Below are 13641 nucleotides of genomic sequence, written 5' to 3'. Positions count from 1 at the left end.
ATAACTGTGTTAAGAAATGAGCTATTTAAGTAAAACGGAAAGAAAAAAACAGATATTAGATGCTGCTATGACAATCGCATTAGATGATGGTTTGAATACATTAACTGTGCGTAATTTAGCGCAAAAAGCTTCTTTATCAATAGGGCTTATTCATCATCATTTTAAAACTATTCAAGAATTAAAATGTGAAGTATTTATGCAGCTCGTTTATAAGAATTTAGATATCAGTGAAATAGATGATAATTTAAGTTTAACGGAAAAAATACTTTTAGCTCTAGGTTTTACTGAATCTGAAGATGAATTACCTTATATTCGCTTGTGGAATGATGCTGAAAAAAATAGTCATATTAGTCCTGAATTTAATCAGGTTTTTTTAATAGCAATTGAAGAATGGCATAAGTCTGTAAAAAAAATCTTGAAATCGGCATCGTTAAGGAATCATAAAGAAAACCTTGACGATATGGCTTGGCAATTTATAGGTCTAACTTTAGGATTAGAAGGATTGGCAAAATTTCATTCTCATTTATTTACCTATGAATATATGACTCAATTAGTAACTGATTTAATTGAAAATAAAATCAATCAAAAAATTTAACTTTCCTTAAAATTAACAGAATACACCTTATACAAAATCAAAAATGGGGGCTTCAGCTCCTATTTTACTATTTTTTAAATTATGTATAACAGCTGCTATGTTAAATAGTGATATTTAACGGAGATATCTGTTTTAATGGAATTATCGTATTATCTGTATGAAGATTAAAATGTTTAGAGTCCAAAGTAATACATTATTTATACAATCTAGTAAGTTGTCTCTACTAGAAGTAATATTATTACAGTTAGCTAAAGATCTTCCAGAACATATTGAACCTCATGAGCTACTTTCAATTATACAGGATTTATTGAATACTGAATCTGAAGATGAAATCTATCAGAAGTTAAATTTATCTACTTTAAAAAATAAATTTGAAAATAATGTAGATTGGGAATTATTTAAAAAGTTATTAGGATTTACAGTTATAAAAAATATTATTTTGAATAAATAGCAAGCAAATTGATTGTACTATATTGAATCTAGTATTTCTAAAATTAACATAATACGCTTTAAATGGTGAGTAACACCACCATTTCGCATAATGTACGTTATGTTAAATCCGATACACCTAACAATAACTTCATACTCTTCTTACTTAGACCAAAACTCAATAACTTAAGTGATTTCTATTTTACTTATTAAATATGATATGTTTACCTTAAGAATATTCATAAAATTTACTATATTTGCTTTGAAAACAATTCATTTAGAAAAAAGTCTCAAACGAAGATCAAATAATTCTTTTATTTGATCTAGATTCATCTTGTCCATGTTTGTACCCTATGCTGTACACCATGAAATTTCTTAGATTTCAAAGTATCTCTACTCAGCACACATCAATCGCTGTATGTACTTAATCTTGATTGGCTTGTTGATATTGATCATCTGCGACGGGCTCCAACCAGTCCACATTTTTACCGTTTTCATCAGTGCCTGTCAGTGCCAAATGAGTCATTGCAGAATGATTACTTGCACCATGCCAATGCTTTATCCCTGGTGGACAATAGATGACATCTCCCACTGTAATTTTTTCTGCAGGTTTACCCCACTCCTGTACCAGTCCTTCACCTTCTGTAACAACTAAATATTGTCCTTTTGGGTGGGTATGCCAAAATGAACGAGAACTTGCATTAAAACTTACATAAGCACTTGGTGCATTTATCCCTTCTGTGATATCGGTCAAAGGTCTAATCGTTACTGTGCCAGTAAAAATGTTGTCAGGACCAGAAATCACTTGTTGTTGACTGGCTTTTTTGATCGTTTGAGATGAAATTATTTTCTGTTGAAGATCCATTGCTTGTACTCCCATGGAAGCCAATAAACTCGCTGTAAATGCGGTCACACTAATGTTCATATTTTTACCTAAATAAAGCTTGAAGATTTTGCAACTTAAATCAAAAACTTAGGATGAAGCATTGAAATATCAGTATAAAAATCTATTACTATGAGCGTTATTCTATTTCTCTTAAAGATTTGCCTAATCCTCCAAATATTTGTAGTTGTTACTATTTTTCTTTCATCAATCCCCTACAATAAAATAAGAAAGCGAAAGGTAATGTTATATGACACTTGAATTTCAGAACAATACGGATAAATTGATCCAAGCTATAGACCAATGGACACAAGGAAAAAATAAATTTGAAACACCGATTACTGGACTCACTTTGCATCGTTGGGAAAGCCCTACTCATCCGAGCAGTAATATTTTAGATGCTAGTCTGTGTTTAATTGCTCAAGGTAAAAAACAAGTGATTTTAGGTAAAGAATCTTATACCTATGATTCCAAAAATTTTTTATTTACAGCAATTGATTTACCTGTCATTTCTCAAATCATTGAAGCATCACCACAACAACCTTATTTAGGTGTAATTCTCAGATTAGATCCTTACGTGCTTGCTCAACTTATGCTTGAGGCGAATCTTCCATTTAAGCACAATAATCTCGAAAAAAAGGGAGTTGCCGTTGGTCAGGTCAGTGCTGAACTAAATGATGCGTTTGTTCGATTATTAACATTACTCAATACGCCTGATGATATTGCGATCTTGGCACCATTAGTCATTAAAGAAATTTTTTATCGCCTTTTAATGAGTCCTCAAGGGGATCGTCTCAAACGTATTACAGCTACAGGAGCGACTGGGCATCGAATTGTTAAAGCCATTGAATGGTTGAAAATTAACTTTGCTCGACCTTTAAGTATTGAAAATTTAGCCAATACAATGGGCATGAGTGTTTCTAGTTTTCATCAGCATTTTCGTGATATTACTTCAATGAGCCCACTACAATATCAAAAAAGAATCAGGCTTACTGAAGCACGTCAACTGATTATGACGCAAAACTGTGATATATCCTCAGCAAGTATTCAAGTTGGGTATGAAAGTTTGTCTCAGTTTTCAAGGGAATATAAACGTTTTTTCAGTGTATCTCCTTCTGAAGATCTAAAGCATCTTTGAAAATATAATTTGACTAGTTTTTCAAAGATATTAAGAACCAAAGGAATTAATACATATTATGATAGATCAAATTAAGCAGCAGCCATTTTAAATGACTGCTCTTCTTCTTAATTTTTAAAATATTAATATTTAATAGCAGCAGATAAATAAAAACCATCATCCTCTAACTGTGTTGAATAAGGGGTGATCAGCGATATGAATGAGAAAAATACATTTGGAAACACCACCATAATTTGAGATATTAACGGTCTGTAGTAACAGAATGTCATGATACAACCTAAGATCAGGCAATCAATACAGTCTTATTGAGGGAAAATTCATTTTTCATTTAACTCTTTTTAATGAATTGATCTAAAGTTTGATTAAATAGATCAGACTCTTCATAAAATGGTGCATGCCCAGAGTTTTTAAAGATCTCAAACTTAATTTTGGGATTTATACTGAACGCTCTTTTTACAGAAGTTTCATGATTAACTAAGGCATCATATTGACCATTAATAAATAAAATAGGAACTCGCGTATTTTTAAGCCCCTGTTTAAGTTGAATGCTCATATTGGGTACAGCTTTTTGCATGGTAAAATTAGCCAATGCAGCAGCAGATATTAATCGTTCAAAGTAGCTATATCGGGTTGTGTGTAAAAACATAATCTTAAAAATGCATTTTCACCATCCAAATGTGTTTTCAAATCTTCAGCTGTCATATCACGATAAACATTTGTATGTGCAGGTATTTGCTCGGCTGTTAATTCGACAACGCCACCAACATAGACCGCACCACGAATATCACGATCAGAATATTTTGCTAAATAGTTGGTGATGACTGCTCCACCTAATGACCATCCAACTAATATTGGACGTTCAGCTTGGCTTTTTTGAATCACAGCATTGAGATCATCTGCCCATAATTGCCCATCTAGATATGATTTTTCATTATCAGGTTTATCAGAAATGCCATGTCCACGTAAATCAAAAGTGATTAATCTATACTTTTTTAGCGTATGATCATTCATTTGTTTTTCCCAGTTCAAATGGCTTCCTAATAGACCATGAATAAAAATCAATGGTTGCCCTTCAGGATTGCCCTTTTCTTGTATAGCAATTTTCACGCCATCGGACGAAAGCACGCTATAATTTTTATCATCAGCAAAGATGACTGTAGAAAAAAAGAATAAAAAGAAAGTGATTAAAACTTTTAATGAGCCAAGTTGTTGCATAAATATTCCTATTCGTGGGGATTTTTTGTATGCTAAACATTGACATTAATGTCAGAGTCAATAGGTGATTTAAAATATATGACATTATCCATTGGTGAATTAGCTCAAAAATTAGGTGTGAGCGTGCGTGTCGTACGCCATTATGATAATCATGATTTATTGAAATCTACGCGTGGTAACAATGGATATCGTTATTTTAATGAGCAAGCAATCACTCAAGTTCGCCAAATTCAGCGTTTTATCGCATTGGGTTTTAGTGTTGCAGAAATATGCTCTTTTCCAGATTGTATGCGCTTAATCGACGGTGCGGCATTTTGCCCAGAAACACAGGGACTTCAAAAACAACGCTTAGATAAAATTGAAATGCAAATTTCAGATCTCGAAGAGAAAAAAGCAGCATTATTAAAAACACTGATGCAAGTTTAAACGTGTATATATATTATTGTATTTGTGCTGAATCATGATTGACCTGATACAAGAGATTTCTTAACCATTGATGTGCTGGGTCTTCTTGCATATTGGCATGCCAAGCCATCGCTAAATCGAAGCGAGGCAATTCAAAAGGTACTTCAAAAACTTTTAATATGTTTTGATAACGTTGTAAAAAACGGCTCGGTAATGTGGCTATACTATCGGTATCTAGTAAAATAAGAGGTATTTGATTATAACTAAACACGCTAGTGATCACATTACGCTGAAGACCTTGTTTTTGTAAAGCAAAATCAATTGAGCTTTGTAAAATTCCAGTTTTGGAAAATATAACGTGATATGCCTGACAATAATCTTGCAAAGTAATTACATTCGAATTTAATTGAGGATGCCCAATTCTTGCTGCAACTTGAAAATAATCAGACAATAAGTGCCGTGAATGCAATGCAACAGGAATATTGTCATGTAGACCAATCGAAAGGTCAATTTCTCCTTTTTCCATACGATTTAATAATTCTTGTTTTTCAGGTACAGGAATAAAACTTAAGCGAATATTAGGTGCAAAAGTCTGAAAAATCTTTTGTATAATACCAATACCCACAATGGTTAATAAACTATCATTCATCGCTAAAACAAAATGCCGATTCGACTGCAATGGATCAAATGGTATTGAAAATGAAATAGCCTTTTGTAATTCTTGCAGTGCCAGATGCAATTTGGGCTGTAGTTCAATTGCTTTTTTTGTAGCAATCATCCCCTTACCTGTTTCCGATGGGACAAGTAACGGATCCTGAAATATCTGCCGTAATCTAGCCAATTGCGCTGATAATGCAGGTTGACTGAGATAGAGTCTTTTTGCAGCTCTAGTGACATTTTTTTCTTCTAATAATGTATCGAGTGAGATCATTAGAGACATTTCAGAACGTTTGATATCCATTTTAATTATACCACCTATGAAAATTTAATACTCTCACTCGCTAGAAAATATATCTATTATTTCCTCATCATCTGAAAACATTTCATAATCATATGAATGAGGTAAATCAATGAAATCAAAATTGAAGTATTCAACACTTTTTGTATCTTTAGCTATAGGTATTTTAAATACCTTTGCGAGTATTGCAATCACTCATGCTTCAGAAAGCAACAAACCTGCGGCTAAGATTAAATCTCAATTTATTGGCGTTTATCACTATCGTTTAATGGAACGCTTCCCCAAGACTTACATCAATTGCTTTTGCATACCACTCCTGAAGAAATAAACCGCTATTTAAGTCAATTATTTCATCAAAATCCTGTAGAAACTTCGATCAATGCATATCTGATTGATACTGGCGATAAGGTGATTTTAGTCGATTCAGGTTTTGGGCTAGGATTTAATCCAAATTCGAGCGGAAAAATGCTCAACAGCTTAAGAACTGCTGGATATTCTCCTGAACAAGTGATGGATATTCTCATTACCCATCAACATATTGATCATATTGGTGGTCTAATTATTGAGGGAAAAAGAATATTTACTAATGCGACCATTTACACCTCTCAAGAGGATGTAGACTTTTTCCTAAAGTCCGAACACCAGAATGGTGTGAATGGCTACGAAAAACATTATTTTTCTGAAGCAACCCAAGCTTTAAAACCATACATAGATGCAAATAAAGTTAAGACATTTAGTGGGAAAACCGAGTTATTTTCAGGAATTACTGCAATTCCTGCTCCTGGTCATACACCAGGTCATAGTTTTTATAAAGTTGAAAGCCAAGGAAAATCGCTATTGTTTATTGGTGACCTCATTCATAACGCTGAAGTTCAGCTTTCAAGAGCGGAGATTACAATTAAATATGATGTAAATGAAAAGGAAGCAGCGAGTCAACGTATACAGCAATTGCTTGAAATAAGTCAGTCTAAAGTTTTAATTGCAGGAGCACATTTACCATTTCCAGGACTTGGACAAATTCGATTAGATCAAAACTCTAGTTATAGTTTTGTGCCAGTACTATATCAGGATAGATAGTGTTTTTTACATCACTATAGACTGAGCAAGATGTTGAAAGACTCTCTGTATGGTCATTTAGGGTTTGTTTGGATGACATTTTAATTTTCATATAATTCAAATGTCATCAGATTCAAAACAACACAGTAAAATAAAAAACCTATTGATTGAGATGTTGCTTTAAACTTTTCAATACTATTTTGCATGATTTAATTTTGCAGCAATCATTTTTTTAAGCAATGATCCAATCTGCTCTATACTCTCATTTTGTGCCACAACTTGTGCCCCTTCCAATAATAAAGTCAATTCTTCTGCCATATAAAGAGGATCCTGTACACCCATTTGCAAAAACAAGTCAGTCAAACGCTGTAATTGTCTTTTTTTATGTTGTTGAATCAATATCCTCGCTGGATGATGAATATCAGAAAGCTCTGCGATGGTGTTGGTAAATGGACAGCCCCTATTTCCAGCATTTGCCAAATTTTCAATAATATAATCAACAAAACCTAAAATTTGAGCTTGTGCGACATCTGGAAATTTCACAGCCAATGTATCAAATACAGCATTGTACTGATCTGTTGTACTTTTTAGCCACTCTAAAACAAGATCATCTTTATTTGAAAAATAACGATAAACAGTCATCTTTGTGGTTTTTGCCTGCTTTGCAATTAAATCCAAACTCACAGCATTGATCCCAAATTGGGTAAACAATAGCTCTGCAGTTTGCATAATTCGTTCACGAACCACAGGAACATTATTTTTTTCAGGCATACATTTATTTCCTTTAACTATACTATACGGTATAGTATAGTTAATTTAGTTATCACAAGATGATGATGAATACGACTATTTTACACTATGGAGAACTAAATGAAGTTATCTGAATACGCCGATCATGATGCTATAGGTTTAGCTCAACTTATTCAAAACAAAGAAGTCAGTGCCGAAGAAGTTCAAAGCACAGCATTGAAAGCCATAGCTCAACTTAATTCAAAGATTAATGCTGTAATAGAAACATGGCAGGACGAAACTATTTCTACGCGAGGTGTATTACGTGGTGTGCCTTTTTTAGTCAAAGATCTCGGCTTAACAATAGCAGGACGTAAAAATGAACTTGGCAGCAGAATTGCAAAAGGATGCGTTGCAACACATGATTCGGATCTGATGACTCGTTTTCGTTCAGCAGGATTGAATGTACTAGGACGAACAACAACACCTGAATTTGCAGCCAGTACCACAACTGAAAGTATTTTTTCGGGTGCTACGCGAAATCCTTGGAATATTCAGCACGGTTCAGGTGGTTCTATCCGTGTGCCAGCAGCGATGGGTGGAATATTTGGCTTAAAACCTAGTCGTGGTCGCATCCCGATGGGACCCGATGTAGACGAAGTGTGGAGTGGTTTGGCTGTACATGGCGTATTAACACGTACGGTTCGAGATAGTGCCTTACTCTTAGATATCATGAGTGGATCTGCTGTAGGCGATCCATTTCAAATCGAGCGCCCTGCTTCTTCATTTTTAGAACTTAAAAAGTTAAACCCTCAGCCCTTAAAGATTGCAGTACAAACGCGCCCTCTCAATGGTAAAGCTGTTCATCCATCTATACAGCAAGCTTTATCCAAAATGATTCAAACACTTACATCACTTGGGCATCAAGTTGAGGAAATTTCCCCAATGATTGGCATAAGCTGGGAAGCATTTGTTGCGATGAATACAAAATTTTGGGCATCTAATACAGCCAGTTGGATTGATGCGATTTCGGCACAAACGGGTCGCAGTATTAACCATGAACATTTAGAACCAGCGACTTTAGCACTTTATCAATATGGTAAGCAGATGTCTGCAACTGATTTTCTAGGTGCTTTATATGAACGTAATATCGTGACACGTAAAGTAGGACATCTTTTTGAGGAATTTGATTGTATGCTTTCTCCGACATTGTCTGATTTAGCCCCTGAAATTGGTACCTATAATGCTTCACAAAATCAATTGGATGGACATGGATGGATGAATTGGGTATTTGAGCAATCACCATTTACAGCTTTAGCCAATATAGCAGGTATACCCGCAATGTCGGTTCCTTGTGGACAGGATGCTGATACACATTTACCCATCGGTATGCAATTTATGGGAAAAAATGGACAAGAAGCAAGTTTATTGGCATTAGCAGCGCAACTTGAGATGGTTATGCCTTGGATTCATCAAAAACCTAGAAATTGGGTTGCTCATTGATTTTATAATATTGAATGAGAAGTCACCGTAGCCTTAATTTTGATCATCATGTGGCTTCTCGTGAAGATAAATGAATTCATTGTTCAACTTCAGTATTACGATATCCTTTCTTAAATCCATGAGAATGCGCATTCCAAACAATCAAGAAAGCAATCATAAGTAATGAGCTAATGACCCAAGGAAATGAAGCCACGCCAAGATGATTTAATAATATTCCACCAATGATTCCTGCAATAGCAATTGCAGTATTCCATACCACGACATTGATCGAAAGTGCAACATCAGCTTCGTTTCCTGCTGCATCAGCCAAGGCTGTTTGTAACAAAGTGGCGGCTCCACCAAATGTGATACCCCAAAAAATTACACCAATATATACAATTACAGCATATTGAGCACAAAATCCCCAAATGATCGCCAATAATGTAAATGTAGCAAGGCTAATCAAGGTAATTCTTCTTAGATAAGCATCAACTAAACGACCTGTAATCCAAATTCCAATCAGTGCTGACATTCCAAAGGCAAAAAGAATCAAATCAACACGATTTCCCAATCCTGCAGTTTCGACAAATGGTGCAATATAAGTATAAAGAATGTTATGTGCGAGCATCCATGTCAGAACCACAGCAAGAACTGAACGAACTCCTGATGTTGTTAAAACTTTTTTAAATTGGAAGTTTTCTCGAACTGTTTGCCCCACATAATCTGGCATTTTTATTACAATCCAAATGATTAAAATAAGCGTAAATGCTGACATTATCCAAAATATCATACGCCAACCGATCAGATTACCCATCCATGTACCTAAAGGTACTCCTAAAGACAATGCAATGGGTGTGCCTATCATCGCGATCGCTAAAGCACGACCTTGTTGATGTGTTGCAACCAAACGTCGCGCATAACCTGCGATAATACTCCAAGCAAGTCCTGCTGAAGTCCCAGCAAAAAATCGTGAGATTAAGGTTAAAGAATAATGATTTGAAAATGCGGTAACAGAATTAAAAATAAGAAATCCTACGATCGCTAATAGTAGAACATGTTTCCTATTCCAACTTCGAGTTGCAATTGTTAATGGAATTGCAGTGACTAGTGATCCAATCGCATAGACCGTAACCATCTGCCCAGCCATTGCTGAACTAATATGCATACTTGTGCTGATTTGTGGTAATAACCCAGCAGGTAGCGTTTCTGTGACAATACAAATAAAACCTGTCATTGCCAAAGCCAATAAAGGCATGAGTGGTAAAGGTTCTGTATGTACCGACTGTAATGGGGTGGGATGAGATTTCACAAAAAAAGTCCTTATAAAGAGCATATTCCTCTTTATTCATTGCATTGTTTAATATATATGTACTGATCGGTATGTATTTAAAATAAACTCACAATGATTGTCAATAACTTTTGTATCAAGTAGTATATAAGTAAGAAATGGGAGACTGAAATGACTAAAATGGGACGCCCAAGAACTTTTGATCGTCAAAAAGCGATTGAGCAGGCATTGCATCTTTTTTGGGAACAAGGTTATGAATCTACTTCATTAAGCCAATTGAAAGCTCAAATCGGAAATGGGATTACAGCACCGAGTTTTTATGCAGCTTTCGGTTCTAAAGAACAATTATTCCAAGAAGTTGTACAGTTTTATATCCAATCATATTCAAAAGTGACCGATAGTCTTTGGGATGACAACCTTTCTCCTAAAGAAGCAATTGAACAAACTTTACGTCGTTCAACGCAAATGCAATGTGAATTGGGGCATCCCAAAGGATGCATGGTAGCCTTGGGAATTATGAGTGCACCTACTGCAGAGAATATACATATTGCTCAACCGCTTACAGATGCTCGTGCACGAACACTTAAAGGTTTTACTCGCTGTGTACAGCGTGGTGTAGATGCAGGCTATCTTTTAGAAAATACCAATGTACAAGCACTAAGTAACACTTTTTGCTCATTTTTGTTTGGGATTTCTATTTCAGCAAGAGACGATGCTGAACTTTCTGTACTCAATGATGCAATTACAGAACTGATGAAACTGTGGACACTCGCTGAGAAAAGCTAATTTTCAAGGGTTTTTCTTAACTTAAACGGATGACTCCAATAGATTAATAAAGGTTATAAAATGGGGAATTGGGTAAACATTGAACATGATCCTCAGACTGATATTGAGTTAATTCATGCTCATTTTACTGGGCATGCTTATGACCCCCATTTTCATTCTAGTTATTTAATTGGTGTAACTGAATGTGGTCTGCAACAATTCCATTGCCGAAAAAAATTAGTGAATAGCCATCAAGGTCAAGTGTTTATGCTTGAGCCTGAAGAGGTTCACGATGGTTATGCGCCAGAACCACGAGGATTTACCTATAAAATGTTGCATATTAACGCTGATTGGATGAAGCAACGCTACGAAGGTTTGTTTGACAAAAAAATGGCAGCGCATGAATTATCATTTGAATCGACATTAAAATCGGATGATACAATTGCGCATTTAGTCCGTTCGACTTTTCATGCGATTCAGAATAAAGAATCGCTCATATTTAAAGATACGCAACTTGATTTATTATTGGAACAACTCATTGATTCTAAATATATAAAACTTCGTGAAAACGCGATTAAATCATTACCTGATACAGCAAATCAAATACGAGATATTTTACATGCTAGTATATTTCATGAAATGAGTTTAGATGAGTTAGCGCACCGCGTTGGCATAGATCGTTTTTATATCAATCGTGTTTTTAAAAAAAAGTTTCATTCAGCACCTCATCAATATTTGATTCGCTTACGTTTAGATACAGCCAAAATACTACTCAAACAAGGTTTCTCTCCTGCAACTGTAGCCACAAATCTTTGTTTTTCAGATCAAAGTCATTTAGGACGTTGGTTTAAAAGATGTTATGGCATGACCTTGTATCAATACCAAAAAGCCTGCACAAACGTTCTATATTTAAATTGCTAAATTTTCCAAAATACCGATTCTTATGAAGATTTTGGACTGTTATGGAAAATATCTGGGCATTTTGCGTTTTTGCTTTTGTTGCCTCAATCACACCTGGACCTACAAACTTACTTATTTTAACCACAAGCCACCAGTACGGATTTAATAAAGCCATACCGATTGTATTAGGTGCAAGTTTGGGTGCAGCCTTATTAGTGCTATTGATAGGTTTAGGTATAGGACAGAATATTCAGCATTATCCACTACTTAAATTAAGTTTGAGTCTGTTAGGTGGATTATGGTTGACTTCAGTTGCATGGAAAATCTATAACTCACATCCAAATATTCACATTGATTTAGACGATAAGTTTCAGCAAAAAGGCTTTATACACGGTTTTATTTTACAATTGATAAACCCTAAATCATGGCTAATGGGCATTGCGGTAGTCACTGTTTATCTGACAAATAGTCACAACTATGAGTATATTTTAATCGTAATTTCAACTATTTTTATGCTGATTGCGATACCGTGCTTATTTATGTGGGCACTTTTAGGAAAAGCAGTGACTTCAATACTTTCATCTCATCGACAGATCATCGTCTTAAATCGCATTCTAGCGATTGGTTTACTGGTTTCAGTGTGGTATCCAATTTTCAGTATGTGAAGAGACTAGTGCAGTCATTCATTGGGAAATGGTCTTAATATAACACCCTAAAATTTTTTAAAAACTTTTCTATATTCAGATGGAGAAATATTCAATTGCTCTGAAAAGTGTTGTCTTAAAGATAACGCTGTTCTAAATCCAACATGAGTTGCAACCGACTCTATTGGTAAATCTGTCGTTTCCAATAATTGCTGTGCTTGAGTAACTCGCTCAGTATTTAGCCATTTTACTAAGGTTGTACCCGTTGCATTGCGAAAATGCCGCGTAAATGTACGGCGGCTCAATTTTGCCATATTAGCTAAAGTATCTACACTGATCGACGCTGATAAATTTTCTCTTGCCCATTCTAAGACTTCAGTTAAACGTCCTTCACAGGGTAATTGGGGAATAGGTCTTTCAATATATTGAGTTTGTCCCCCTTGACGATGGGGCGATGTGACGAGCATTCGTGCAACATGATTGGCAGCGTTTGCACCATGACGATGACGTATAATCTCCAAACAGCAATCAATCGCAGCGACTGTACCTGCTGAAGTAATAATATTTTCATCAGTGGTATACAGGACATTTGAACAAAAAAAGGTTTTTGGAAAACGTTGTTGAAATAAATCTCTGGCAATCCAATGTGTCGTTGATTTACGCTCATCTAATAAACCAGCCTCTCCTAAAACAAAAGCCCCTAAACATAATCCAACAAGTGTAGCTCCTTGTTGGTCAGCTTGTTGTAAGCAAACTATAAGTTCCTCCGATACATGCTGTTGTGGATTTTTCCATGCAGGAATAATCACAATATCGGCTGTACTAATGGCATCCAATCCTTGATCAACTTCAATACGTATGCCCTGCTCTGTTCTAACAAAACCAGATTTTTCAGCAACATAAAAGACCTCATAAAGAGGCTCACTTTGATATTGATCTAAGGCATCAAATATCAATGAAGGGATAGAAAGATGAAATAAACTTACGCCTTCAAAGGCGAGAACAGCCACTTTGTTTGTCATAAAAATACATTATAAAATAATGTCCCAAATCTATCGAAGGTTGTCTTTTAGGTCAATAGAATGTTTTTACATCATCATTCAAACTTAGCTATGTTCAGTTGAATCTATTTTTAGATCATCAGCAAAATTTGA

The 13641-nt window shown here is 35.1% G+C and carries 16 protein-coding genes and 1 pseudogene; 10 read left to right on the top strand and 7 right to left on the bottom strand.

The genetic code is table 11. The features are described from left to right. Nucleotides 1-16: 16 nt before the first annotated feature. The 3 genes and pseudogenes from C9E89_RS11440 to C9E89_RS24090 form a co-directional block, all read left to right on the top strand. Entirely contained in the window at nt 17-595 is a 579-nt protein-coding gene (locus tag C9E89_RS11440; protein WP_107008480.1) for a TetR family transcriptional regulator, read from the top strand. 169 nt (nt 596-764) lie between these two features. Then, complete coding sequence (locus C9E89_RS11435) at nt 765-1046, top strand: hypothetical protein (RefSeq protein WP_147305720.1); 282 nt, start codon at nt 765-767, stop codon at nt 1044-1046. A 231-nt stretch (nt 1047-1277) separates the two neighbouring features. After that, a pseudogene (locus tag C9E89_RS24090) lies at nt 1278-1437 on the top strand (site-specific integrase); the annotation flags it as partial. 11 nt (nt 1438-1448) lie between these two features. Here C9E89_RS24090 and C9E89_RS11425 read toward each other — a convergent pair. After that, entirely contained in the window at nt 1449-1949 is a 501-nt protein-coding gene (locus C9E89_RS11425) for a (R)-mandelonitrile lyase (protein WP_213069640.1), read from the bottom strand. 208 nt (nt 1950-2157) lie between these two features. Between C9E89_RS11425 and C9E89_RS11420 the strand changes: the two genes are divergently transcribed. Continuing rightward, nucleotides 2158-3045 (top strand): AraC family transcriptional regulator, encoded by an 888-nt coding sequence (locus C9E89_RS11420; RefSeq protein WP_107008478.1) that lies wholly within the window; start codon nt 2158-2160, stop codon nt 3043-3045. Between the two features lie 328 nt (nt 3046-3373). Here C9E89_RS11420 and C9E89_RS23805 read toward each other — a convergent pair whose 3' ends face one another. Together C9E89_RS23805 and C9E89_RS11415 are read right to left on the bottom strand one after the other, a co-directional pair. Beyond that, nucleotides 3374-3619, bottom strand: coding sequence for an alpha/beta fold hydrolase (locus C9E89_RS23805; RefSeq protein ID WP_228199023.1), 246 nt, complete (start codon nt 3617-3619; stop codon nt 3374-3376). 29 nt (nt 3620-3648) lie between these two features. After that, a complete protein-coding gene (locus C9E89_RS11415; RefSeq protein ID WP_228199022.1) occupies nt 3649-4260 on the bottom strand; it encodes an alpha/beta fold hydrolase in 612 nt (203 codons plus the stop codon). A 78-nt stretch (nt 4261-4338) separates the two neighbouring features. Between C9E89_RS11415 and C9E89_RS11410 the strand changes: the two genes are divergently transcribed. Beyond that, nucleotides 4339-4686: a MerR family transcriptional regulator gene (locus C9E89_RS11410; protein WP_107008495.1), complete on the top strand. Its 348-nt coding sequence runs from the start codon at nt 4339-4341 to the stop codon at nt 4684-4686. 13 nt (nt 4687-4699) lie between these two features. Here the strand turns inward: C9E89_RS11410 and C9E89_RS11405 are convergent, their stop codons facing one another. After that, entirely contained in the window at nt 4700-5626 is a 927-nt protein-coding gene (locus C9E89_RS11405) for a LysR family transcriptional regulator (RefSeq protein ID WP_107008477.1), read from the bottom strand. 300 nt (nt 5627-5926) lie between these two features. On the opposite strand from C9E89_RS11405, the gene C9E89_RS11400 reads away from it, so the two are divergent. Next, entirely contained in the window at nt 5927-6700 is a 774-nt protein-coding gene (locus C9E89_RS11400; RefSeq protein ID WP_171405123.1) for an MBL fold metallo-hydrolase, read from the top strand. Nucleotides 6701-6874: 174 nt separating this feature from the next. Here the strand turns inward: C9E89_RS11400 and C9E89_RS11395 are convergent, their stop codons facing one another. Continuing rightward, a complete protein-coding gene (locus C9E89_RS11395) occupies nt 6875-7450 on the bottom strand; it encodes a TetR/AcrR family transcriptional regulator (protein ID WP_107008475.1) in 576 nt (191 codons plus the stop codon). Nucleotides 7451-7549: 99 nt separating this feature from the next. Here C9E89_RS11395 and C9E89_RS11390 point away from each other — a divergent pair, with 99 nt between their 5' ends. Further along, nucleotides 7550-8911, top strand: a complete 1362-nt coding sequence (locus tag C9E89_RS11390) for an amidase (protein ID WP_107008474.1) — start codon at nt 7550-7552, stop codon at nt 8909-8911. 76 nt (nt 8912-8987) lie between these two features. On the opposite strand, the gene C9E89_RS11385 is transcribed toward C9E89_RS11390, so the two are convergent. Further along, nucleotides 8988-10145, bottom strand: a complete 1158-nt coding sequence (locus C9E89_RS11385) for an MFS transporter (RefSeq protein ID WP_228199025.1) — start codon at nt 10143-10145, stop codon at nt 8988-8990. A 204-nt stretch (nt 10146-10349) separates the two neighbouring features. Between C9E89_RS11385 and C9E89_RS11380 the strand changes: the two genes are divergently transcribed. Genes C9E89_RS11380 through C9E89_RS11370 form a run of 3 tightly spaced genes read left to right on the top strand, consistent with a single transcriptional unit; the run spans nt 10350 to nt 12508 of the window. Then, the gene (locus C9E89_RS11380) at nt 10350-10964 is read left to right on the top strand and encodes a TetR/AcrR family transcriptional regulator (RefSeq protein WP_107008472.1); all 615 of its coding nucleotides are present in this window, start codon (nt 10350-10352) and stop codon (nt 10962-10964) included. 60 nt (nt 10965-11024) lie between these two features. After that, nucleotides 11025-11864, top strand: a complete 840-nt coding sequence (locus C9E89_RS11375; RefSeq protein ID WP_107008471.1) for an AraC family transcriptional regulator — start codon at nt 11025-11027, stop codon at nt 11862-11864. A gap of 41 nt (nt 11865-11905) precedes the next feature. After that, complete coding sequence (locus C9E89_RS11370; RefSeq protein ID WP_107008470.1) at nt 11906-12508, top strand: LysE family translocator; 603 nt, start codon at nt 11906-11908, stop codon at nt 12506-12508. 47 nt (nt 12509-12555) lie between these two features. Here the strand turns inward: C9E89_RS11370 and C9E89_RS11365 are convergent, their stop codons facing one another. After that, on the bottom strand, nt 12556-13509 hold the full coding sequence (locus C9E89_RS11365; protein ID WP_107008469.1) for a GlxA family transcriptional regulator: 954 nt from the start codon (nt 13507-13509) through the stop codon (nt 12556-12558). Nucleotides 13510-13641 lie beyond the last annotated feature (132 nt).

It is taken from the genome of Acinetobacter sichuanensis, assembly GCF_003024515.2.
Lineage (GTDB): Bacteria > Pseudomonadota > Gammaproteobacteria > Pseudomonadales > Moraxellaceae > Acinetobacter > Acinetobacter sichuanensis.
The sequence above is the reverse complement of the archived record's forward strand: the minus strand, read 5'-3'. Positions and strand labels throughout refer to the sequence as shown.

Bases quoted from the DNA above. Each gene is read 5' to 3' on its own strand.
- C9E89_RS11435 (WP_147305720.1), top strand. From the start codon at position 765: ATGTTTAGAGTCCAAAGTAATACATTATTTATACAATCTAGTAAGTTG.
- C9E89_RS11365 (WP_107008469.1), bottom strand. From the start codon at position 13,509: ATGACAAACAAAGTGGCTGTTCTCGCCTTTGAAGGCGTAAGTTTATTT.
- C9E89_RS11380 (WP_107008472.1), top strand. From the start codon at position 10,350: ATGACTAAAATGGGACGCCCAAGAACTTTTGATCGTCAAAAAGCGATT.
- C9E89_RS11440 (WP_107008480.1), top strand. From the start codon at position 17: ATGAGCTATTTAAGTAAAACGGAAAGAAAAAAACAGATATTAGATGCT.
- C9E89_RS11405 (WP_107008477.1), bottom strand. From the start codon at position 5,626: ATGGATATCAAACGTTCTGAAATGTCTCTAATGATCTCACTCGATACA.
- C9E89_RS23805 (WP_228199023.1), bottom strand. From the start codon at position 3,619: ATGCAAAAAGCTGTACCCAATATGAGCATTCAACTTAAACAGGGGCTT.
- C9E89_RS11370 (WP_107008470.1), top strand. From the start codon at position 11,906: ATGGAAAATATCTGGGCATTTTGCGTTTTTGCTTTTGTTGCCTCAATC.
- C9E89_RS11415 (WP_228199022.1), bottom strand. From the start codon at position 4,260: ATGCAACAACTTGGCTCATTAAAAGTTTTAATCACTTTCTTTTTATTC.
- C9E89_RS11385 (WP_228199025.1), bottom strand. From the start codon at position 10,145: ATGCCTTTATTGGCTTTGGCAATGACAGGTTTTATTTGTATTGTCACA.
- C9E89_RS11420 (WP_107008478.1), top strand. From the start codon at position 2,158: ATGACACTTGAATTTCAGAACAATACGGATAAATTGATCCAAGCTATA.
- C9E89_RS11410 (WP_107008495.1), top strand. From the start codon at position 4,339: ATGACATTATCCATTGGTGAATTAGCTCAAAAATTAGGTGTGAGCGTG.
- C9E89_RS11375 (WP_107008471.1), top strand. From the start codon at position 11,025: ATGGGGAATTGGGTAAACATTGAACATGATCCTCAGACTGATATTGAG.
- C9E89_RS11395 (WP_107008475.1), bottom strand. From the start codon at position 7,450: ATGCCTGAAAAAAATAATGTTCCTGTGGTTCGTGAACGAATTATGCAA.
- C9E89_RS11425 (WP_213069640.1), bottom strand. From the start codon at position 1,949: ATGAACATTAGTGTGACCGCATTTACAGCGAGTTTATTGGCTTCCATG.
- C9E89_RS11390 (WP_107008474.1), top strand. From the start codon at position 7,550: ATGAAGTTATCTGAATACGCCGATCATGATGCTATAGGTTTAGCTCAA.